Origin of the sequence: Erwinia tasmaniensis Et1/99, assembly GCF_000026185.1 — a bacterium.
In the GTDB taxonomy this organism is placed as follows: Bacteria; Pseudomonadota; Gammaproteobacteria; order Enterobacterales; family Enterobacteriaceae; genus Erwinia; species Erwinia tasmaniensis.
On record NC_010694.1, the window covers coordinates 2,644,902 to 2,666,011 of the forward strand.

Here is a 21,110-nt window from a genome sequence, read left to right on the forward strand (position 1 = left end):
TCGCGCTCCCTGCCATAATGGCAGGGATAAGCGATACCGGGCTGGTTCTCCAGCCATTACGCCTGACCTGGCTTATGCCGCGTCAGCCGATCCCATTTGAAGAGAGACAAACTCAAAAACGCCATGAGCGATGACCATTCACAAAACAACGACAGTCCCGCGAGTAAAAAGGGATTTTTCACTTTGCTACTCAACCAGCTGTTTCACGGTGAGCCTAAAAACCGCGACGACCTGCTGGAGCTGATACGCGACTCGGAACAGAATGATCTGATAGACCCGGATACCAGGGACATGCTTGAGGGGGTGATGGACATTGCCGACCAGCGTGTACGTGACATTATGATCCCCCGCTCCCAAATGGTAACGCTTAAGCGTAACCAGACCCTGGAAGAGTGCCTGGGGGTGATTATTGAATCGGCCCACTCGCGCTTCCCGGTTATCAGTGAAGACAAGGATCATGTTGAAGGCATCCTGATGGCTAAAGACCTGCTGCCGTTTATGAGCAGTGGGTCAGAACCTTTCAGTATCGAAAAGGTGCTCCGTGCGGCCGTGGTAGTGCCCGAAAGCAAACGCGTCGACCGCATGCTGAAAGAGTTCCGCTCACAGCGCTACCATATGGCCATTGTGATTGATGAATTTGGCGGCGTATCCGGGCTGGTCACTATTGAAGATATTCTTGAGCTGATCGTCGGTGAGATTGAAGATGAATATGATGATGTAGAAGATCGCGATATCCGTCAGCTGAGCCGCCACACTTACACCATTCGCGCACTCACGCCAATTGAAGATTTCAATGATGTTTTCGGCACACAGTTCAGCGATGATGAGGTGGATACTATCGGCGGGCTGGTGATGCAGGGCTTCGGCCATCTGCCTGCGCGCGGTGAAAGCGTTGAGATTGATGGCTACCAGTTTAAGGTGGCAATGGCAGACAGTCGGCGCATTATACAGGTTCACGTCAGAATACCAGAAAACTCGCTACAACCGACCCTGGAAGAATAATATACGCTATGGCAATCGCCTCTCTCTACCGGCGTCAGTGGGTTCGCCTGCTTTGCGCGTTGATTACGGGTGCCATAGGCACCCTCAGTTTTTCCCCCTACAACGTCTGGCCCGCCGCTCTTGTTTCGCTGTTTGGCCTACAGGCGCTTACGCTTAACCGCAAAACTCGTCAGGCATGCGCCATCGGCTTCGCCTGGGGTTTTGGGCTGTTCGGCAGTGGCGTTAATTGGGTCTATGTCAGTATCGCTACTTTTGGCGGCATGCCGGGCGCAGTCAATATCTTTCTTGTCATACTGCTGGCAGCCTACCTGTCGCTGTACCCCCTCCTGTTTGCCGGGTTACTCAACCGCCTGTGCCCGAAGGCTTCGCTGCTGCGTCTGGCGCTTGCTGCCCCCGTGCTCTGGCAACTTACGGAGTTTTTACGAGGCTGGATACTGACCGGATTCCCGTGGTTGCAGTTTGGCTACGGCCAAATCAACGGCCCGCTAAAGGGCCTGGCACCGTTACTGGGTGTGGAAGGGATCACTTTTCTGCTGATGGTCATCGTCGGACTGGCCGTCTATGCCGCTGTTCAGCCCCGTCTTTCCGCTGCTGTGGCCGCGCTGGCATTACTGTTGCTGCCGTGGCCACTACGCAACATCATTTGGTTCCAGCCGCTGCCACAGCGTGCGGTCGAGGTAGCGCTGGTGCAGGGCAACATTGAGCAATCGTTGAAGTGGGATCCTAATCAGCTGGTGAACACCCTGAAAACCTACACCAGACTCAGCCGTCCATATGTAGGTAAAACGCCAATTATTATCTGGCCGGAATCAGCCATTCCCGATCTGGAGAGCAACCAGCAACCCTTCCTGAAAACGATTGATGAACAGCTACGCACGTCCGGCAGTAGCCTGGTGACCGGCATTGTCGACTCCCGCCTTGAGAACAATCGTTACCACGATTACAACTCGATCGTCGTATTAGGGGGTGAGAAGCCGTACAACTACTTCAGCGGCAACCGCTATCAAAAAAACCACCTTGTACCTTTTGGCGAGTTCGTGCCCTTAGAATCGCTGCTGCGTCCGCTGGCACCTTTTTTCGACCTGCCTATGTCGTCATTCAGCCGCGGGGCTTATATCCAGCCTCAGCTTCTGGTCGCGGGTTATAACCTGACGGCAGCTATCTGCTATGAGATTGTGTTAGGCCAACAGCTTCGTGATAACTTCCGCCCGGATACCAACTTCCTGCTGACGATATCGAATGATGCATGGTTCGGTCACTCGATTGGCCCGTGGCAACATCTGCAAATGGCGCAGATGCGCGCGCTGGAGTTGGGGCGCCCACTGTTGCGCAGCACTAACAACGGTGTGACGGCGGTGGTTGATGCTGGTGGAAATATAACGCAGACCATCCCACAGTTTGAATCTGGGGTGTTGGCAACAAAAGTCACGCCAACTACCGGCCTTACGCCCTATGCACGCGTCGGCAACTGGGGCATCTGGATGATTTCACTGTTGTTTACCGTTACGGGTCTGCTCTGCGCCAGGTTCTCACGCCGAACCTTATAATCCTCACAAAGTGCGCTTACTACGGCCTCCGCCGTATTAAGCGCATGCATATCCCCAGATAACCTTACGCCCCCCTCCTCTTGCCAACTCAATGTATCCGACTGTTACAAAGTTTAAGCTGGCATGCTTTTTGCTGACAAATAATGTGAAAGCTGGCGCTGTGCGGGATGAAACGGCGGAAAAAGGGCCATCGCACCATTAAGGCGCATCTGTCGCACCGTGACGAAACATTACCAGCAACGGCGCGCAAAATTGGTGCGGCTTAGCTCTCAAAAAGCATACATTTTTGTTTCATAACATTAACATTCAGTTATGTTGGTTGAGATCACAGCGCTTCAGGTTCGAATTAAAAACAGACAATCGAACACTATAAACTTATCTGTCGGCGTCGATTTATTCAGCGCCCTAACTGCAAGGAGTTGGAATATGAAATTTCGGAAATTGGGGCTCTGCCTGGCACTGGCAAGTGCCGCCTCCGGTATTGCACATGCTGATGACACCAAAGTACAAGCCGTCGCCGATGCGCAGCAGCAAAATTCTACTCTGGAGAAAATTGCTAAAACTGGCGTGATTGTCGTTGGTCATCGTGAATCGTCCGTACCCTTCTCCTATTACGACAATCAGCAGAAAGTGGTGGGGTACTCTCAAGATTATTCCAACGCGATCGTCGCAGCCATTAAGACAAAGCTAAACAAACCCGATCTACAGGTAAAAATGCTGCCTGTTACCTCACAAAACCGTATTCCTTTATTACAAAATGGAACCTACGACTTCGAGTGCGGCTCCACCACTAACAATCTGGAGCGGCAGAAGCAGGCAAGTTTCTCAAACAGCATCTTTGTGGTCGGTACACGACTTCTGGTTAAAAAAGGCGGCGCAATTAAAGACTTTGCAGACCTGAAAGGAAAAACCGTTGTCGTCACCTCTGGCACGACCTCTGAAATTCTGCTCAACAAGCTGAATGACGAACAAAAGATGAACATGCGCATCATCAGCGCTAAAGATCACGGTGATTCTTTCCGCACGCTGGAAAGTGGCCGTGCGGTGGCGTTTATGATGGATGATGCTCTGTTGGCTGGCGAACGCGCTAAAGCGAAAAAACCTTCCGATTGGGAAATACTCGGTACACCTCAGTCTCATGAAGCCTACGGCTGCATGCTGCGTAAAGGCGATAACGAATTTAAAAAGCTGATGGATGACACCATCGTTCAGGCGCAAACCTCGGGTGAAGCAGCAAAATGGTTTGATAAATGGTTCAAACAGCCGATCCCACCAAAAAATATGACCATGAACTTCGACCTGTCAGATGACATGAAAGCGCTTTTCAAAACGCCTAACGATAAGGCAATGAATTAATAAAAAATCGCCCAACATGACCGCCGTGGCAACGGATATCAGGCCCTTCCACCCTGCCTTTTCGGCGATGGGTTGGCGGGAAATGATGCCCTTTTCACGTTGCGTGTCGCGGGTTAAGGGGCGGTCATACGCTCTACGATTGTTGAACTCAGGCTCGGACAGACACAGTTCGGCTGATATCGCTTAAGCCATACGGCCGGGCGAAGATGCAAACCGGTCGTTCCCCGGTGCGCATAGGTACCCAAAGCAGCAGGGTACATGAGCCTCTCATCAATCTTCAGGGTAGCAACCGCTACCCTTTTTTTACCGGAGTGTTTTATGTCTATCGATTGGAACTGGGGAATATTTCTTCAAGAAGCCCCGTTCGGAAATACGACTTATCTTGGGTGGCTTTGGTCAGGTTTTCAGGTGACCATCGCTGTTTCAGTCTGTGCCTGGGTCATCGCCCTGTGCGTTGGCTCATTGTTCGGCATTTTACGTACCGTGCCCGGTCGCCTGCTCTCGTCTCTCGGCGCCTGTTACGTTGAGCTGTTCCGCAACGTGCCGCTTATCGTTCAATTCTTTATCTGGTATCTGGTGGTGCCGGAACTGTTGCCGGAAAACATCGGCATGTGGTTTAAATCGGAAATCGATCCGAATATTCAGTTTTTTACCTGTTCGGTACTCTGCCTTGGCCTGTTTACTGCCGCCCGCGTTTGCGAACAGGTACGTGCGGCCATCCAGTCCCTGCCCAGTGGGCAGAAAAATGCCGGTCTGGCGATGGGGTTAACCCTGCCACAAACCTACCGTTACGTCCTGCTACCTAATGCTTATCGGGTCATCGTACCGCCGATGACTTCGGAAATGCTTAACCTGGTAAAAAACTCGGCGATAGCCTCCACTATCGGCCTGGTCGACATGGCCGCTCAGGCGGGCAAGCTGCTCGACTACTCTGCCCATGCCTATGAATCATTTACTGCGATTACCCTGGCTTATATCGCCATCAACGCGGTAATTATGCTGCTGATGGGCCTGGTGGAGCGTAAAGTGCGCCTGCCGGGCACGGGAGGTAAGTAATGTATCAATTCGACTGGAGTACTATCGTTCCTAACCTGCCGTGGCTGTGGAACGGTATGGTCATAACGCTGCAAATTACTTTTACAGCGATAGTTTTCGGCATCATATGGGGCACTATGCTGGCGGTTATGCGCCTGTCTTCGTTTAAGCCGATAAGCTGGTTTGCCAAGATCTACGTCAATCTGTTCCGCTCGGTGCCGCTGGTGATGGTGCTGCTGTGGTTCTATCTGGTAGTACCGAGCTTCCTGCAACAGGTGCTGGGGCTGTCGCCCAAAACCGATATTCGTCTTATCTCGGCTATGGTTGCCTTCTCACTGTTTGAAGCCGCCTATTACTCCGAAATTATTCGTGCCGGCATCCTTAGTATCGCTCGCGGCCAGGGTAATGCGGCCCTCGCGCTTGGCATGACCCGCTGGCAGTCAATGCAGCTGATTATCCTGCCACAGGCGTTCCGGGCTATGGTTCCGCTCCTTCTGACCCAGGGTATCGTGCTGTTTCAGGATACGTCACTGGTATATGTCTTAAGCCTCGCCGACTTTTTCCGCACGGCCGATACCATCGGCGTCAATAATGGCACTGAGATTGAAATGGTGCTGTTTGCCGGTGCGGTTTACTTTGTTATCAGCCTTAGCGCATCGCTGTTGGTCAGCTACTTAAAGAAAAAAAGGACTGTTTAAAATGATTACCCTGAAAAACGTTTCTAAGTGGTATGGTCACTTTCAGGTACTGACCGACTGCACAACCGAAGTAAAAAAAGGTGAAGTTGTCGTAGTCTGCGGCCCTTCTGGCTCCGGCAAATCAACGCTGATTAAAACCGTCAACGGGCTGGAGCCGGTTCAGCAAGGGACGATCGAAGTCAACGGTACGGTGGTTAACGATAAAAAAACCAATCTGGCGCAGCTGCGTTCGAAAGTTGGTATGGTGTTTCAGCATTTTGAACTGTTCCCTCATTTGTCTATCGTCGATAATTTAACGCTGGCGCAGGTGAAGGTACTGAGACGTGACAAGCAGGAAGCGCGCAGCAAAGGACTAAAACTGCTGGAGCGCGTCGGTCTTGCCGCCCACGCCAATAAGTTCCCCGGTCAGCTGTCTGGAGGCCAACAGCAACGCGTGGCCATTGCCCGCGCGCTCTGTATGGATCCTATCGCCATGTTGTTCGACGAGCCAACGTCCGCTCTCGACCCAGAAATGATCAACGAAGTGCTGGACGTTATGGTTGAACTGGCCAACGAGGGTATGACCATGATGGTGGTAACGCACGAAATGGGCTTTGCGCGTAAGGTTGCTAACCGCGTTATCTTTATGGACGAAGGTAAAATCGTTGAGGATTCCCCAAAGGATAACTTCTTTAATCATCCGCAGTCAGAGCGCGCAAAGGACTTCCTGGCGAAAATCCTGCATTAACGTTGCCAGCAACAGCGTCAGCAGACAGCGACAAAAGAGTGGCCTGTACGAGGGATGTTCTCCGCACAGGCCACACGAGATGTTGATCATCGCTGGGATGCATCGCGCAAAACTAAGGTTCAAACGGCTGGCGTGCAAAACGGTCGTGTCCGCATTGCGCGCACCGCGTCAGAACCTCCGGCGTATAAATGGCCCGAATAAAATGGCACTGTTCGCAGACCAGATTCCCCAGCCCCACCACCTCTCCACTGTGATACACCCCGTGGTGGTTCAAATCCTGAAACACTTCGCGCCACTCGAGCTGACTTTTGTCTGTAATATCCGCCAGCTCTTTCCACAAACTTTGGCGGATGACTCGCATAAATACACTTTCCCCGAGCTCATGCTGCTGCTCCGCATAGCTGCGGGCGAACTCTTCCAGGTCGCGTTTCACCGCACGCGTGACGTCATTAATTTCGCTTTGGGTTAGCTCCCCGCGGTTATTCATACGCTGACGCGCACTTTCTACCAGAGCATCAATATCACGCTCTCCGCGCTCAAGACGCGCCGTGAGCGAAGACACCAGCTCATGATAAGACTGAGCGACCTTGTTCATAGACACTCCTTTAATTAATAACGAAAGCGTTTCACTTATTGTAGCGCCTGCAAAAAAGTTTCGTCATTTTGCAGCAATAATTGCCAGCGTGCTTCCAGCTTACAGAGAAATGCCTTCAAGCTGGCTGCTTCCTGTTGTTGCGCCGGGGACGGATCGGCTATGCTATGTGGATCTGAATGAACATAAAGAATTTATACAAAGGACCACTGGCTACCATGCAAGAGCAATATCGCCCGGAAGAGATAGAATCCAACGTCCAGCAGCACTGGGATGAGAAGCAAACGTTCAAAGTGACCGAGGACGAAGGCAAAGAGAAGTACTACTGCCTCTCGATGCTGCCCTATCCTTCTGGCCGTCTACATATGGGCCATGTGCGCAACTACACCATTGGCGATGTGATCTCTCGTTACCAGCGTATGCTGGGTAAAAATGTCCTGCAACCCATCGGTTGGGATGCCTTCGGTCTGCCAGCTGAAGGTGCAGCGGTAAAAAACAATACCGCGCCCGCTCCCTGGACCTACGCCAATATCGACTACATGAAAAACCAGCTGAAGCTGCTGGGCTTTGGCTATGACTGGAACCGCGAGCTGGCAACCTGCCAACCGGAGTATTATCGTTGGGAACAGTGGTTCTTTACCAAGCTGTATGAAAAAGGCCTGGTTTATAAAAAGACTTCTGCGGTGAACTGGTGCCCGCATGATATGACGGTACTGGCTAACGAGCAGGTCATTGACGGCTGCTGCTGGCGCTGCGATTCCAAAGTTGAGCGTAAAGAAATCCCACAGTGGTTTGTTAAAATCACCGACTACGCTGACGAATTGCTGAATGACCTCGACAAGCTGGAAAGCTGGCCGGAGCAGGTTAAAACGATGCAGCGGAACTGGATTGGCCGCTCAGAAGGCGTTGAAATTGAGTTCACGGTTCTCAACAGCGAAGAGAAGCTGAGCGTTTACACCACTCGTCCCGACACCTTTATGGGCGTTACCTATCTGGCGGTAGCAGCAGGGCATCCGCTGGCAGCCCAGGCAGCGCTGAACAATCCGGCGCTGGCGGACTTCATTGCAGAATGCCGTAATACCAAAGTTGCTGAGGCAGATATGGCAACGATGGAGAAAAAAGGCATGGCCACCGGCCTGTTTGCCGCACATCCGCTGACCGGCGAAAAGGTGCCGGTCTGGGTGGCAAACTTTGTGCTGATGGAATACGGCACCGGCGCCGTGATGGCCGTGCCTGGACACGACCAGCGCGACTGGGAGTTTGCCAGCAAATATAGCCTGCCGATTAAACCGGTTATTCTGGCGGCTGACGGCAGCGAGCCGGATCTTAGCGGTTCCGCAATGACCGAAAAAGGCACGCTGTTTAACTCCGGCGAATTCGACGGTTTGTCGCACGAAGCGGGCTTTGACGCCATTGCGGCTAAGCTGGCAGATAAAGGTGTTGGTGAGCGTAAGGTGAATTATCGCCTGCGCGACTGGGGCGTATCACGCCAGCGCTACTGGGGCGCGCCAATCCCTATGGTCACGCTGGAAGATGGCACCGTGATGCCGACGCCGGAAGATCAGCTGCCGGTTATTCTGCCGGAAGATGTGGTAATGGACGGCATCACCAGCCCGATTAAAGCCGATGCAGAGTGGGCAAAAACTACCGTTAACGGCCAGCCTGCGCTGCGCGAAACCGACACCTTTGATACCTTTATGGAATCATCCTGGTACTACGCACGTTACACCTGCCCGAATTATGATAAAGGCATGCTGGATCCGGCTGCGGCTAACTACTGGCTGCCGGTCGATCAATACGTGGGCGGTATTGAACACGCTATCATGCACCTGCTCTATTTCCGCTTCTTCCACAAACTGCTGCGTGATACGGGCCTGGTCAACTCTGATGAACCGGCTAAACGTCTGCTGTGCCAGGGCATGGTATTGGCTGACGCGTTCTATTTCACCGGTAGTAATGGCGAGCGTAACTGGGTATCCCCGACTGACGTCTCCGTTGAGCGCGATGAGAAAGGGCGTATAACCAAAGCCACTGATAATGACGGCAATGAACTGATTTACGCCGGCATGAGCAAAATGTCGAAGTCGAAAAACAACGGCATCGATCCGCAGGTCATGGTCGAACGCTACGGTGCCGATACCGTGCGTCTGTTTATGATGTTCGCCTCCCCGGCAGAAATGACCCTTGAGTGGCAGGAATCCGGCGTTGAGGGGGCGAATCGCTTCCTGAAACGCGTGTGGAGACTGGCCTTTGAGCATACTGAAAAAGGGCCGACGGTCGCCCTCGACCTGGATGCGCTGAACGATGAGCAGAAGGCTCTGCGCCGCGATCTGCATAAAACCATCAGCAAAGTTTCTGACGATATCGGTCGCCGTCAGACCTTTAACACCGCAATTGCCGCAATTATGGAGCTGATGAACAAGCTGGCGCGCGCGCCACAGGAAACAGAGCAGGACCGTGCGTTGATGCAGGAGGCGTTGCTGGCGGTAGTTCGTATGCTTAACCCGTTTACCCCACACGCCAGTTTTGTCCTTTGGCAGGCTCTGGGCGGCGCGGGAGAAATCGATAATGCACCGTGGCCGCAGGCGGAAGAGGCCGCGATGGTGGAAGATTCCCTGCTGGTAGTGGTTCAGGTTAACGGCAAAGTGCGCGGGAAAATTACCGTTGCCGCTGACGCGACTCAGGAACAGGTGCAGGCTCGTGCTGCGCAGGAACATCTGGTGGCCAAATATCTTGATGGCGTCACCATTCGTAAAGTGATTTTTGTACCGGGCAAGCTGCTTAACCTGGTTGTTGGTTGATGTCAGGAGGAATTGTGCGACATCCGATAGTCTCTCTGTTACTTAGTATGGCGGTGCTGATCACCGCCGGATGTGGTTATCATCTGCGCGGCACCACTTCGGTGCCGCCCGAAATGAAAACGCTGATTGTAGATACATCAGACCCCTATGGCCCGCTCAATCGCGCGGTGCGTGAGCAGTTACGGCTGAATAACGTGACGATCCTCGACAAACCGGGAATCCGTCAGGACGTGCCTTCGCTGCGCCTGCAGGGGGAAACCGTGAGCCGTGATACCGCCTCTATTTTCCAGGACGGTAAGACGGCGGAATACTCCATGATGATGGTTGTGCGTGCTCAGGTGCTGGTGCCAAATAAAGGTATCTATCCAATCGGTGCCACGGTATATCGTTCCTTCTTCGACAACTCGCAGGCTGCGCTGGCGAAAGATTCCGAACAGGATATTATCGTCAAAGAAATGCGTACGCAGGCCGTAGAGAAGCTGGTGCGTCAGCTGTTAACGGTCCACGTTGCTGAAGCAAACCCGGCAATCAATACGCTTGACCACACACCGTCAGCCGTCGATCGCCTGCCCGCAGATGCGAATACGATCTCGGACAGCTCCTACAAACGATGATCAGGATTTACCCTGAACAACTCGGCGCACAACTTCGTGAGGGGTTGCGCGCCTGTTATTTATTGAGCGGTAATGAACCGTTACTGCTGCAGGAAACGCACGATGCCATCCGCACTGCCGCCCAGCAGCAGGGATTTACCGAACACTTCAGCGTGGCGCTGGAAGCCGGAACAGACTGGCAGGAGATATTCTCGACCTGTCAGGCATTGAGCCTGTTCTCCAGCCGCCAGACGCTATTGCTCATTTTGCCCGAAAATGGCCCAAACGCGGCGATGAGCGAGCAGCTGCTCACCCTTTCCACCCTGTTACACAGCGATATTCTGCTGATCCTGCGCGCAACCCGACTGACCAAAGCGCAGGAAAACAGCACCTGGTACAAAGCATTCAGCACCAACGCAGTCATGGTTCCGTGCCAAACCCCGGAACACGCACAGCTTCCGCGCTGGGTCACTAACCGGGCTAAAAAGCTCAACCTGACGCTGGATGATGCGGCAAATCAGCTGCTGTGTTACTGCTACGAGGGTAATTTGCTGGCGCTCTCCCAGGCGCTCGAACGGCTTTCTCTGCTGTGGCCAGATGGCAAACTGACGTTGCCACGGGTTGAGCAGGCGGTCAACGACGCGGCTCATTTCACTCCCTTCCACTGGGTGGATGCTTTGCTGGCGGGCAAAAGCAAGCGTGCGCTGCACATTCTCCGCCAAATGCGTTCTGAAGACGGTGAGCCGGTGATCCTGCTGCGCACGCTGCAACGCGACCTGCTACTGCTGCTGACTTTACAGCGTCAGATGACTCAGATTCCGCTGCGTGCCCTGTTCGATCAGCATCGGGTTTGGCAAAACCGCAGGGCGCTATTTGGCGATGCCCTGCAACGTATCAGCGCCCCACAGCTGGCACAGGCGTTACGCCTGCTGACTCAGACAGAACTGACGTTGAAGCAGGACTACGGTCAGTCGGTCTGGGCAGAACTGGAGACGCTGACGCTCATATTATGTCTTCCCTCTTTTCCGGCGAGTTTTTGTGATGTGTGACCACAATGCACTGCATGCGCTGTTTGGCGGCACGTTTGACCCCATTCATTACGGTCATCTGCGTCCGGTGGAAGCTATGGCTGCCATGGCTGGACTGCAAAAGGTCACTCTGCTGCCGAACAACGTGCCACCACACCGTCCACAGCCGGAAGCAACGCCGGCTCAAAGGGCTGATATGATCGGGCTGGCTATTGCCGATAATCCGCTTTTTGATCTCGACCTGCGTGAAATGCAGCGTGACACGCCCTCCTACACTATCGACACGCTGGCAGCCGTGCGCGCCGAGCGAGGGGCCCGGCAACCGCTCGCCTTTATTATTGGTCAGGACTCACTGTTGAACCTACATAAATGGCATCGTTGGCAGGATATTCTGTCGCTGTGTCACCTGCTGGTTTGCCAGAGACCTGGATATAGCAGCGCGATGGAAACCGCAGAGTTGCAAAGCTGGCTGAGCAGTCATCAGACGGACTCCCCTGATGAACTGCGGCATGTTCCCGCAGGTAGGGTGTTTATGGCACCCACCCCGCTGGTGGCGATTTCCGCCACGGAGATCCGCGCGCGGCGTCATCGGGGAGAATCCGATGCCGATCTGCTGCCACCGTCGGTCAGTGCATATATCGATCGCGAGGGTTTATATCGCAACCCTGAACGGCATGATATACTGCGCCGCTGATTTTTCCGGGGCATCTTCAGCCCCTAAACACACAATGTTACGGTTATCATTTCATCTCGCGATGCGAATATGAGATAACCCCGCAGACTTAAATCCCAAGGGGGAACCTTTTGCAAGGTCAAGCACTCCAAGACTTCGTTGTTGATAAAATTGACGATTTAAAAGGCCAGGATATCGTGACTATCGATGTTCATGGTAAATCCAGCATCACCGACTGTATGGTGATCTGCACCGGCACCTCTACCCGCCACGTGGTATCCATTGCCGAACATGTGGTTCAGGAAGCTCGCCTCGCCGGTTTACGCCCGTTCGGCGTTGATGGCCGCGCCGCCGCTGACTGGGTGGTCGTGGACCTGGGCGAAGTGATCGTTCATGTGATGCAGGAAGAGAGCCGTCAGCTGTACGAACTGGAAAAGCTCTGGAGTTAAGCCGTGAAGCTGCAACTGGTTGCCGTTGGCACCAAAATGCCTGACTGGGTACAAACTGGCTTTATGGAGTATCTGCGGCGCTTTCCGAAAGATATGCCTTTTGAACTCACGGAAGTGCCCGCTGGAAAGCGTGGAAAGAATGCAGATATCAAGCGCATCCTGGAGAAAGAAGGCGAAATGATGCTGGCTGCCACCGGTAAAGGCAATCGCATCGTCACGCTGGATATACCCGGCCAGCCGTGGGAAACGCCACAGCTTGCCAGCCAGCTGGAGCGCTGGAAACAGGATGGCCGTGACGTCAGTCTGTTGATCGGCGGCCCGGAAGGTTTGTCACCCGCCTGCAAGGCAGCGGCGGAGCAAAGCTGGTCACTCTCAGCGCTAACCCTGCCCCATCCGCTGGTACGCGTGTTGGTTGCAGAGAGTTTGTATCGTGCATGGAGCATTACTGCGAATCATCCTTATCATAGAGAATAGCGGATAAGGTCAACCGGACCGACACAGACAGCGGATGAAATTACAACGTAACTCCTTTCGTGACTACACTGCCGAGCAGACGCTGTTTGTTCGCCGGGCGCTTGTCGCCTTTTTTGGCATTTTACTGCTCTCCGGTATCCTGGTGGCCAATCTTTACCACCTGCAAATTATCCGCTTTAACGACTACAGCACGCGCTCTAACGCCAACCGGATTAAACTGGTACCGGTGGCCCCAAGCAGGGGTATCATCTACGATCGCAGCGGCGTTCCACTGGCGCAAAACCGCACCATCTATCAGCTTGAGCTGGTGCCAGAAAAGGTCGACAGCCTGCAAGACACCCTGCAACAGCTTAAGTCCGTTGTCGACCTGACCGATGATGACCTTGATGCGTTTCAAAAAGAACGTAAGCGCTCACGCCGCTTCACCTCTATTGCGCTAAAAACCAGTCTGACCGAAGTTCAGGTTGCGCGCTTTGCGGTCAATCAATATCGCTTCCCCGGCGTGGAGGTGAAAGGCTATCAGCGTCGTTACTATCCCTACGGTTCTGCGCTGACCCACGTTTTGGGTTATGTGTCGAAAATTAACGACCGTGACGTCGAACGCCTTGATAAAGAAGGTAAGTGGCCAAATTACGCGGCAACCCATGATATTGGCAAGCTGGGTATCGAGCGATACTACGAAGATGTACTGCATGGCAAAACGGGTTATGAAGAGGTTGAGGTTAACAACCGTGGCCGCGTTATCCGCCAGTTGCATGAGCAAGCACCCCAGGCCGGGCGTGATATTCACCTGACTATCGACCTTCAACTGCAACAGTACATTGAAACCCTGCTGGCAGGCAGTCGTGCTGCGGTGGTAGTGACCGATCCGCGTAATGGCGAAATCCTCGCGATGGTCTCTATGCCTAGCTACGATCCCAACCCATTCGTTGGCGGCATCTCAAGCAAGCAGTATAACCTTTTGATTAACGATGAAAACCGCCCGCTGATTAACCGTACGACCCAGGGGGCCTACCCTCCGGCGTCAACGGTGAAACCCTATATTGCCGTTTCCGCCCTGACCGCCGGGGTGATCACGCGTAATACCAGCCTTTTCGATCCCGGATGGTGGCAGCTTCCCGGTTCTGAAAAACGCTTCCGCGACTGGAAACACTGGGGCCACGGTCGCCTCAACGTGACGAAATCACTCGAAGAGTCCGCTGACACCTTCTTCTACCAGGTCGCATTTGACATGGGGATCGATCGTTTAAGTGAGTGGATGGGCAAGTTTGGTTATGGGCAGCTGTCCGGCATCGATTTGACGGAAGAAACGCCCGGTATCATGCCCACCCGCGAATGGAAAATGAAGCGCTTCAAGAAACCCTGGTATCAGGGTGACACCATTCCGGTTGGGATCGGACAAGGCTACTGGACCGCTACCCCCGTGCAGATGAACAAGGCGCTGATGACCCTGATCAATGACGGCATCGTCAAAACCCCGCATCTGATGATGGATACCATGCGGGGTGAAAATAAAGTCCCCTGGCGTCAGCCTGAGATCGCCCCGGTTGCAGACGTGCATAGCGGTTACTGGGAGATGGCTAAAGACGGGATGTATGGCGTGGCAAACCGCCCTAACGGCACCGCACGTAAGAGCTTTGCGGATGCACCGTATAAAATTGCCGCCAAGTCAGGTACGGCGCAGGTGTTTGGTTTAAAAGCGAATGAAACCTATAACGCCCATAAACTGACCGAGCGCCTGCGTGACCATAAGCTAATGACCGCGTATGCCCCTTACGATCAGCCGCGTGTGGCGGTAGCCATAATCCTTGAGAACGGCGGAGCGGGCCCTGCTGTCGGCACCATTATGCGCCAGATCCTCGACCATATTATTCTTGGCGATAATAATACCAACCTACCTGTCGCGCCGCCAACGCCGCCAGGCTACGAGGGTGAATAACCGGTTATGAATAGTAGCCATCAGAAAAAAACAATCTGGACCCGCATCCACATTGATCCCCTGTTTTGTCTTATTATCGCCGCGCTGCTTGTCTACAGTGCGCTGGTGATGTGGAGTGCCAGCGGGCAGGACCCGGGCATGATGGAACGTAAGCTGGTTCAGATTTGTATGGGTATTGTCGTCATGCTGGTGATGGCGCAGATCCCCCCCCGGGTTTATGAAGGCTGGGCCCCCTATCTGTACATCGTGTGTGTTGTCCTGCTGATTGCGGTTGATACCTTTGGCCATATAAGTAAGGGCGCCCAGCGCTGGCTGGATCTTGGCGTGGTACGTTTTCAGCCTTCGGAAATTGCAAAAATTGCCGTACCGCTGATGGTGGCGCGCTTCATCAACCGTGATGTATGCCCGCCAACGCTAAAAAATACCGCTATCGCCCTGATACTGATCTTTATGCCGACCCTGCTGGTTGCGGCGCAGCCTGATTTGGGAACCTCTATTCTTATTGCAGCTTCAGGCCTGTTTGTACTTTTCCTCTCGGGAATGAGCTGGAAACTGATTGCGGTGGCGGTGCTGCTGGTCGCGGCGTTTATCCCTATTTTGTGGTTCTTCCTGATGCACGACTATCAGCGTGACCGCGTGATGATGCTGCTGGATCCGGAAAGCGACCCGCTTGGAGCCGGTTATCATATTATCCAGTCAAAGATTGCTATCGGTTCTGGCGGATTGCGCGGTAAAGGTTGGCTGCACGGCACCCAATCCCAGCTGGAATTTCTACCGGAGCGCCATACCGACTTTATCTTTGCCGTACTGGCGGAAGAATTAGGATTGGTCGGCGTGCTGGTCCTGCTAATACTGTACGTCCTGCTAATTTTACGCGGGCTGGTCATGGCGGCACGCGCGCAGACCACTTTTGGTCGCGTGATGGCCGGTGGTATGATGCTGATCTTCTTCGTCTATGTTTTTGTTAACATCGGCATGGTGAGCGGCATTTTACCGGTGGTCGGAGTACCGCTGCCGCTAGTCAGTTACGGGGGATCGGCGCTTATCGTCCTGATGGCCGGGTTTGGCATCATCATGTCGATTCACACCCATCGAAAACTGTTGTCAAAGAGCGTTTAAGAGGCATAAATATGCGTAAGGATTGGCTTTGCATTGCGCTGGCATCAGCTTTGCTGACGGCCTGTACGACGACCGACAACGATCGGCAGGCGCCCGTCACACGGCAGCAGCCGGCTTATAATGGCCCGGTGGTAGAGATCGGCGGTGCGGAACCGCGCTATGAACCGTATAATCCGGCGACGTCGCAGGATTATACGGTCAAAGGCACAACCTGGAAGATTGTTAAAGACCCGTCAAACTTTAGCCAGACAGGCCTCGCCACCACCTACGGTGAAGAGATGGGCAGCAACCAGACCGCCACGGGTGAGCTGTTTGATGCCAATGCGTTGACGGCGGCGCATCCAACGCTGCCGTTACCAAGCTACGTGCGCGTCACCAATCTGGCCAACGGCCGTATGATCGTTGTGCGCGTCAACGACCGTGGCCCTTATACACCGGGACGTATTATCGATCTGTCGCGTGCCGCAGCGGACCGCCTCAATACCTCTAATAATACCCGGGTGCGCGTCGACTATATCAACGTTGCGCCGGACGGTACGCTCTCCGGCCCCGGCACTATCGGTACTACCGTGGCGAAACAGACCTATGCCTTGCCACCGCGCCCGGATATTGGTGGCGGCATGACGGCCATGGGCAGCAGCGCGGCGGTATCTGTACCCGCGTCACAACCGCAGCAGGATGCGGGCTTGCAGCCGGTAGCGTCGCGCCCGGTTGACAACTCAACCCTAAATGGTGGCGATGACACAATGGGGGCACCGGTGCGCAGCAGCGGTTTCCTCGGTGCGCAGCAGCCGCTAAAAAGCGGCGTGCTTGAGAGCAGCAAGCCAGAAATCCCTGCGCCAGCGCCCAACGTGCCAGCAGCGAGCGCAGCCCCTGCTGCGGCGGCGGCGTCAGGCGGAAACTATGTGGTTCAGGTTGGCGCCCTTAGCAATGCCGACAAGGCTCATGAGCTGGCAACCCGTTTAGGCAAGCGGTTTAGTGTTCAGGGTGCGGTAGATGGCCATGGCAACATTTATCGCGTACAGCTCGGGCGTTTCAGCTCACGTCAGCAGGCTGCCGCCCTACAGCAGCGGCTGGCGAATGAGGCACAGCAACAATCGTTTATCACCGTCGCACCTGCCGCAATGTAATTCTCCCGGCCTGCACGATTTAGGCAGGTCGGAAATGGATGATTTTGCTATAGTGAGTCACTTTTATTAACCTGGCCAATGGATGTTATCGTCCTCAACATGAACACTTTAAATCCGTCCCGACTGCTTAAATGCCTGACCCTAGGCTCGCTGATTGCTCTCAGCCTCAACGTTGTCGCCTATGCCGACGATGTCAACATCAAAACCATGATCCCAGGCGTACCGGAAATTGACGCTGAAGCCTATGTTCTGATCGATTATAACTCGGGAAAAGTGCTGGCAGAGAAGAATGCCGATGCGCGCCGCGACCCGGCGAGCCTGACGAAAATGATGACCAGCTATGTCATCGGCCAGGCTATCAAGGCGGGTAAAATCCATCAGGACGATATTGTTACCGTGGGTAAAGATGCCTGGGCTACCGGTAATCCGGTATTTAAAGGATCTTCACTGATGTTCCTTAAGCCGGGTGACCGGGTGCCGGTTTCTCAGCTGACACGCGGCATCGTGCTGCAATCAGGTAACGATGCCTGCGTGGCAATGGCCGATTATGTTGCCGGCAGCCAGGACACCTTTGTTGGCCTGATGAATAACTATGTTAAGGCGCTGGGCCTGCAAAATACGCATTTCCAGACGGTACATGGCCTAGATGCTGAAGGTCAGTACAGCTCTGCGCGCGACATGGCGCTGATCGGCCGTGCGCTCATTCGTGACGTGCCGGATGAATACGCCGTGTATCACGAGAAAGAGTTCACCTTTAACAACATCCGCCAGATGAACCGTAACGGTCTGTTATGGGACACCAGCCTGAACGTTGATGGCATCAAAACGGGCCATACCGAGTCAGCAGGCTATAACCTCGTTGCTTCCGCGACCGAAGGCCAGCAGATGCGCCTGATATCGGCCGTTATGGGTGGCCATACTTATAAAGGCCGCGAAACCGAAAGCAAAAAACTGCTGACCTGGGGCTTCCGTTTCTTTGAAACCGTGGCTCCGCTGAAGGCGGGCAAAGAGTTTGCTTCTGAGCCTGTCTGGTTCGGCAACAGCGATCGTGTTCAGCTTGGCGTGGAGAACGATGTTTATCTGACCATTCCGCGTGGCCGGATGAAAGATTTGAAGGCCAGTTACACGCTGAGCAACACAGAGCTGCATGCTCCGCTACAGAAAAATCAGGTCGTCGGCACGATTAACTTCCAGCTGGATGGCAAAAACATTGAACAGCATCCGCTTGTGGTGCTGAACGATATGCCGGAAGGCGGCTTCTTTGGCCGCATCGTTGACTACATCAAATTAATGTTCCACCACTGGTTTGGTTAATCGACTTGCTTAAACAGGGGCCAACCGGCCCCTGTTTAAGCATCCGCGTTATCTCTTGAAATGAATTGCCACCGTCCCCATATTACATGTTATCGATCCCAATTTATTATCTGCAACTCCCGCTAAAGCGGGGGGCTAAGTGGTGTTACCGGAGTCTAAATGAAAACCAATCTTAAAGAACTGCTCGAATTCCCTACGTCTTTTACCTACAAAGTAATGGGTCTGGCACAGCCTGAGCTGGTCGATCAGGTGGTTGAAGTCGTGCAGCGCCATGCCCCTGGTGACTATTCGCCAGAGGTCAAACCCAGCAGTAAAGGCAACTATCATTCGGTTTCCATCACCATTAACGCAACGCATATCGAACAGGTGGAAACCCTGTATGAAGAATTGGGTAACATCGAAATTGTTCGCATGGTGCTGTAACCGATAATAGGGGGCAAGCTGGTTCTTGCCCCGTACCAACGTTATACTGCCCCCCTCTTTATCCAACCGGATCGCCCGTTTTGTCTCCAGATACTCTGATTATCCGCCAGCTTGGCCTGCAGCCATGGGCCCCCGTATCGCTCGCTATGCACCAGTTTACCGACCAGCGTAATGATGAAACGCCGGATGAAATCTGGCTGGTTGAACATCTACCGGTGTTTACCCAGGGACAAGCGGGAAAAAGCGAGCACCTGCTAATGCCCGGCGATATCCCCGTGATGCAGAGCGACCGTGGCGGTCAGGTCACCTACCATGGCCCCGGGCAGCAGGTCATGTATGTCATGATCAACCTGAAACGGCGCAGGGTTGGCGTGCGTCAGCTGGTTACCGCGATTGAACAGACGGTGGTTGATACGCTGGCTGCTTTTTCCGTCAGCGCCAATGCACGCAGCGATGCGCCAGGCGTGTATGTGGATGGAAAAAAAATCTGTTCGCTCGGCCTGCGCATTCGTCAGGGCTGTTCATTTCATGGCCTGGCGCTCAACGTGGACATGGATCTTTCTCCGTTTCAGCGTATCAACCCCTGTGGTTACGCCGGGTTGGAGATGACGCAGCTCACGCAACAGCATCCGGGAGCAACGCTGGCCGCGGTGCAGCCGCTGTTAATTGCCCATTTTGCCCATCACCTGGCCATTACCGACATTGACTGGCGCGAAGATCCGTCGCTTCCGTTCTCATCGCTACGGCATTGAAGCTGTTTTACAATTCTGTAACCCTTTCTCGCAAGGGCAGGCTGAATCTGCCGCGAGGAGATGATATAATTTGCGCGCTTTACCAAAAGAAGTTGAAAATTACCAACTCATTGAGTGTCATGCGGCTGCATCTTTTTAAAGCGAGCGACGACCGCATTCCAACCTGGAACTAACAAGAATATGAGTAAACCTATCGTGATGGAACGCGGTGTTAAATACCGCGATGCAGACAAAATGGCATTGATCCCGGTGAAAACCGTGGTCACCGAGCGTACGGAAGTATTACGTAAGCCGGAGTGGATGAAGATCAAGCTGCCTGCCGACTCCAGCCGTATCCAGGGTATTAAAGCTGCGATGCGTAAAAACGGTCTGCACTCCGTTTGCGAAGAGGCCTCCTGCCCTAACCTTGCTGAGTGTTTCAACCACGGTACGGCTACTTTTATGATCCTCGGTGCCATTTGCACCCGCCGTTGCCCATTCTGCGACGTGGCACACGGCCGCCCGACGACGCCGGACGCCAATGAGCCGGGTAAACTGGCACAAACCATCGCCGATATGGCGTTGCGTTACGTGGTCATTACCTCGGTAGATCGTGATGACCTGCGTGATGGTGGTGCCCAGCACTTTGCTGACTGTATCAGCGCCATTCGTGAAAAAAGCCCGACGATCAAAATTGAAACCCTGGTTCCAGATTTCCGTGGGCGAATGGATCGTGCGCTTGAAATACTCAATGCCACGCCGCCAGACGTGTTTAACCACAACCTGGAAAACGTGCCGCGCGTTTATCGCCAGGTGCGCCCGGGCGCAAACTACGACTGGTCTTTGAAGCTGCTGGAGCGGTTTAAAGAAGCCCATCCGGAAATTCCAACCAAATCGGGTCTGATGGTTGGCCTGGGTGAAACTAATGCTGAAATTGTAGAAGTGATGCGCGATTTGCGTCGTCATGGCGTCACCATGCTGACACTCGGCCAGTATTTGCAGCCAAGCCGCCATCATTTGCCGGTTCAGCGCTACGTCAGCCCGGCGGAATTTGATGAAATGAAAGCTGCGGCCATGGACATGGGCTTTACTCACGCCGCCTGCGGACCGTTTGTACGCTCCTCATACCACGCCGATATGCAGGCGAAAGGGCTGGAAGTCAAATAGCCCGCGCCATAAAAAAAAACGGATGACCCAGTCATCCGTTTTTTCTTGTCCACTACTCTTTATGAACAGCCTGCCCGGCATTTTTATCTTCTGACGCGGTTTTACTCGTAGCGTCGCTGTCGTCATTCATCGCCTTTTTGAAGCCTTTAATCGCCGATCCCAGATCTCCACCAAGACTACGCAATTTTTTGGTTCCAAAGAGAAGCACGATAAGTGCACCCACAATCAGCAATTTAGCGAGACTGATACCTTCCATCTTTACCTTCTGTCATCAACCTGACCGCAATGCGATCTTCAAACGTACTGTATTAA

General features: G+C 53.7%; 21 protein-coding genes. 19 read left to right on the forward strand and 2 right to left on the reverse strand.

From position 1 onward, the window contains the following. The first annotated feature begins 123 nt into the window (after nucleotides 1-123). From corC to ETA_RS12900, 6 genes are all read left to right on the forward strand, one after another. Nucleotides 124-1,002 carry a CNNM family magnesium/cobalt transport protein CorC gene (gene corC, locus ETA_RS12875; protein ID WP_012442055.1) on the forward strand — a complete coding sequence of 293 codons (879 nt, stop codon included), beginning with the start codon at nucleotides 124-126 and terminating at the stop codon, nucleotides 1,000-1,002. Between the two features lie 8 nt (nucleotides 1,003-1,010). Further along, nucleotides 1,011-2,549, forward strand: a complete 1,539-nt coding sequence (gene lnt, locus ETA_RS12880) for an apolipoprotein N-acyltransferase (RefSeq protein ID WP_012442056.1) — start codon at nucleotides 1,011-1,013, stop codon at nucleotides 2,547-2,549. A 426-nt stretch (nucleotides 2,550-2,975) separates the two neighbouring features. Continuing rightward, entirely contained in the window at nucleotides 2,976-3,905 is a 930-nt protein-coding gene (locus tag ETA_RS12885; protein ID WP_012442057.1) for an amino acid ABC transporter substrate-binding protein, read from the forward strand. Between the two features lie 318 nt (nucleotides 3,906-4,223). After that, nucleotides 4,224-4,961: an amino acid ABC transporter permease gene (locus ETA_RS12890; protein WP_012442058.1), complete on the forward strand. Its 738-nt coding sequence runs from the start codon at nucleotides 4,224-4,226 to the stop codon at nucleotides 4,959-4,961. Further along, on the forward strand, nucleotides 4,961-5,638 hold the full coding sequence (gene gltK / locus ETA_RS12895; RefSeq protein ID WP_012442059.1) for a glutamate/aspartate ABC transporter permease GltK: 678 nt from the start codon (nucleotides 4,961-4,963) through the stop codon (nucleotides 5,636-5,638). The genes ETA_RS12890 and gltK overlap by 1 nt, the downstream gene beginning before the upstream one ends. A gap of 1 nt (nucleotide 5,639) precedes the next feature. Beyond that, nucleotides 5,640-6,365, forward strand: coding sequence for an amino acid ABC transporter ATP-binding protein (locus ETA_RS12900; protein ID WP_012442060.1), 726 nt, complete (start codon nucleotides 5,640-5,642; stop codon nucleotides 6,363-6,365). A 112-nt stretch (nucleotides 6,366-6,477) separates the two neighbouring features. On the opposite strand, the gene ETA_RS12905 is transcribed toward ETA_RS12900, so the two are convergent. Beyond that, complete coding sequence (locus ETA_RS12905; RefSeq protein WP_012442061.1) at nucleotides 6,478-6,960, reverse strand: zinc ribbon-containing protein; 483 nt, start codon at nucleotides 6,958-6,960, stop codon at nucleotides 6,478-6,480. A gap of 215 nt (nucleotides 6,961-7,175) precedes the next feature. Between ETA_RS12905 and leuS the strand changes: the two genes are divergently transcribed. The 13 genes from leuS (at nucleotide 7,176) to lipA (ending at nucleotide 20,798) form a co-directional block, all read left to right on the forward strand. Next, nucleotides 7,176-9,758 (forward strand): leucine--tRNA ligase, encoded by a 2,583-nt coding sequence (leuS, locus tag ETA_RS12910; protein WP_012442062.1) that lies wholly within the window; start codon nucleotides 7,176-7,178, stop codon nucleotides 9,756-9,758. Further along, complete coding sequence (gene lptE / locus ETA_RS12915; protein ID WP_012442063.1) at nucleotides 9,758-10,372, forward strand: LPS assembly lipoprotein LptE; 615 nt, start codon at nucleotides 9,758-9,760, stop codon at nucleotides 10,370-10,372. Before leuS ends, lptE begins: the two co-directional genes overlap by 1 nt. Next, nucleotides 10,369-11,400: a DNA polymerase III subunit delta gene (gene holA / locus ETA_RS12920; protein WP_012442064.1), complete on the forward strand. Its 1,032-nt coding sequence runs from the start codon at nucleotides 10,369-10,371 to the stop codon at nucleotides 11,398-11,400. Before lptE ends, holA begins: the two co-directional genes overlap by 4 nt. Then, nucleotides 11,393-12,073, forward strand: a complete 681-nt coding sequence (gene nadD, locus ETA_RS12925) for a nicotinate-nucleotide adenylyltransferase (RefSeq protein WP_012442065.1) — start codon at nucleotides 11,393-11,395, stop codon at nucleotides 12,071-12,073. Before holA ends, nadD begins: the two co-directional genes overlap by 8 nt. A gap of 110 nt (nucleotides 12,074-12,183) precedes the next feature. After that, nucleotides 12,184-12,501, forward strand: coding sequence for a ribosome silencing factor (gene rsfS / locus ETA_RS12930; protein WP_012442066.1), 318 nt, complete (start codon nucleotides 12,184-12,186; stop codon nucleotides 12,499-12,501). Between the two features lie 3 nt (nucleotides 12,502-12,504). Beyond that, on the forward strand, nucleotides 12,505-12,975 hold the full coding sequence (rlmH, locus tag ETA_RS12935) for a 23S rRNA (pseudouridine(1915)-N(3))-methyltransferase RlmH (RefSeq protein WP_012442067.1): 471 nt from the start codon (nucleotides 12,505-12,507) through the stop codon (nucleotides 12,973-12,975). A 34-nt stretch (nucleotides 12,976-13,009) separates the two neighbouring features. Continuing rightward, complete coding sequence (mrdA, locus tag ETA_RS12940; RefSeq protein WP_012442068.1) at nucleotides 13,010-14,914, forward strand: peptidoglycan DD-transpeptidase MrdA; 1,905 nt, start codon at nucleotides 13,010-13,012, stop codon at nucleotides 14,912-14,914. Nucleotides 14,915-14,920: 6 nt separating this feature from the next. After that, on the forward strand, nucleotides 14,921-16,033 hold the full coding sequence (gene mrdB / locus ETA_RS12945) for a peptidoglycan glycosyltransferase MrdB (RefSeq protein ID WP_012442069.1): 1,113 nt from the start codon (nucleotides 14,921-14,923) through the stop codon (nucleotides 16,031-16,033). Between the two features lie 11 nt (nucleotides 16,034-16,044). Continuing rightward, nucleotides 16,045-17,163: an endolytic peptidoglycan transglycosylase RlpA gene (gene rlpA, locus ETA_RS12950; RefSeq protein ID WP_012442070.1), complete on the forward strand. Its 1,119-nt coding sequence runs from the start codon at nucleotides 16,045-16,047 to the stop codon at nucleotides 17,161-17,163. Nucleotides 17,164-17,262: 99 nt separating this feature from the next. Then, nucleotides 17,263-18,477, forward strand: a complete 1,215-nt coding sequence (gene dacA / locus ETA_RS12955) for a D-alanyl-D-alanine carboxypeptidase DacA (protein WP_012442071.1) — start codon at nucleotides 17,263-17,265, stop codon at nucleotides 18,475-18,477. 159 nt (nucleotides 18,478-18,636) lie between these two features. After that, nucleotides 18,637-18,900, forward strand: a complete 264-nt coding sequence (gene ybeD, locus ETA_RS12960) for a DUF493 family protein YbeD (protein ID WP_012442072.1) — start codon at nucleotides 18,637-18,639, stop codon at nucleotides 18,898-18,900. Nucleotides 18,901-18,980: 80 nt separating this feature from the next. Continuing rightward, nucleotides 18,981-19,652 (forward strand): lipoyl(octanoyl) transferase LipB, encoded by a 672-nt coding sequence (gene lipB, locus ETA_RS12965; RefSeq protein ID WP_012442073.1) that lies wholly within the window; start codon nucleotides 18,981-18,983, stop codon nucleotides 19,650-19,652. Between the two features lie 180 nt (nucleotides 19,653-19,832). Further along, nucleotides 19,833-20,798 (forward strand): lipoyl synthase, encoded by a 966-nt coding sequence (gene lipA / locus ETA_RS12970; RefSeq protein WP_012442074.1) that lies wholly within the window; start codon nucleotides 19,833-19,835, stop codon nucleotides 20,796-20,798. A gap of 52 nt (nucleotides 20,799-20,850) precedes the next feature. On the opposite strand, the gene tatE is transcribed toward lipA, so the two are convergent. Further along, nucleotides 20,851-21,054: a twin-arginine translocase subunit TatE gene (gene tatE / locus ETA_RS12975; protein ID WP_012442075.1), complete on the reverse strand. Its 204-nt coding sequence runs from the start codon at nucleotides 21,052-21,054 to the stop codon at nucleotides 20,851-20,853. Between the last annotated feature and the right edge of the window lie 56 nt (nucleotides 21,055-21,110).

Coding starts and splice junctions, on each gene's coding strand:
- corC (WP_012442055.1), top strand. CDS start 124: ATGAGCGATGACCATTCACAAAACAACGACAGTCCCGCGAGTAAAAAG.
- lnt (WP_012442056.1), top strand. CDS start 1,011: ATGGCAATCGCCTCTCTCTACCGGCGTCAGTGGGTTCGCCTGCTTTGC.
- ETA_RS12885 (WP_012442057.1), top strand. CDS start 2,976: ATGAAATTTCGGAAATTGGGGCTCTGCCTGGCACTGGCAAGTGCCGCC.
- ETA_RS12890 (WP_012442058.1), top strand. CDS start 4,224: ATGTCTATCGATTGGAACTGGGGAATATTTCTTCAAGAAGCCCCGTTC.
- gltK (WP_012442059.1), top strand. CDS start 4,961: ATGTATCAATTCGACTGGAGTACTATCGTTCCTAACCTGCCGTGGCTG.
- ETA_RS12900 (WP_012442060.1), top strand. CDS start 5,640: ATGATTACCCTGAAAAACGTTTCTAAGTGGTATGGTCACTTTCAGGTA.
- ETA_RS12905 (WP_012442061.1), bottom strand. CDS start 6,960: ATGAACAAGGTCGCTCAGTCTTATCATGAGCTGGTGTCTTCGCTCACG.
- leuS (WP_012442062.1), top strand. CDS start 7,176: ATGCAAGAGCAATATCGCCCGGAAGAGATAGAATCCAACGTCCAGCAG.
- lptE (WP_012442063.1), top strand. CDS start 9,758: ATGTCAGGAGGAATTGTGCGACATCCGATAGTCTCTCTGTTACTTAGT.
- holA (WP_012442064.1), top strand. CDS start 10,369: ATGATCAGGATTTACCCTGAACAACTCGGCGCACAACTTCGTGAGGGG.
- nadD (WP_012442065.1), top strand. CDS start 11,393: ATGTGTGACCACAATGCACTGCATGCGCTGTTTGGCGGCACGTTTGAC.
- mrdA (WP_012442068.1), top strand. CDS start 13,010: ATGAAATTACAACGTAACTCCTTTCGTGACTACACTGCCGAGCAGACG.
- mrdB (WP_012442069.1), top strand. CDS start 14,921: ATGAATAGTAGCCATCAGAAAAAAACAATCTGGACCCGCATCCACATT.
- rlpA (WP_012442070.1), top strand. CDS start 16,045: ATGCGTAAGGATTGGCTTTGCATTGCGCTGGCATCAGCTTTGCTGACG.
- dacA (WP_012442071.1), top strand. CDS start 17,263: ATGAACACTTTAAATCCGTCCCGACTGCTTAAATGCCTGACCCTAGGC.
- ybeD (WP_012442072.1), top strand. CDS start 18,637: ATGAAAACCAATCTTAAAGAACTGCTCGAATTCCCTACGTCTTTTACC.
- lipA (WP_012442074.1), top strand. CDS start 19,833: ATGAGTAAACCTATCGTGATGGAACGCGGTGTTAAATACCGCGATGCA.
- tatE (WP_012442075.1), bottom strand. CDS start 21,054: ATGGAAGGTATCAGTCTCGCTAAATTGCTGATTGTGGGTGCACTTATC.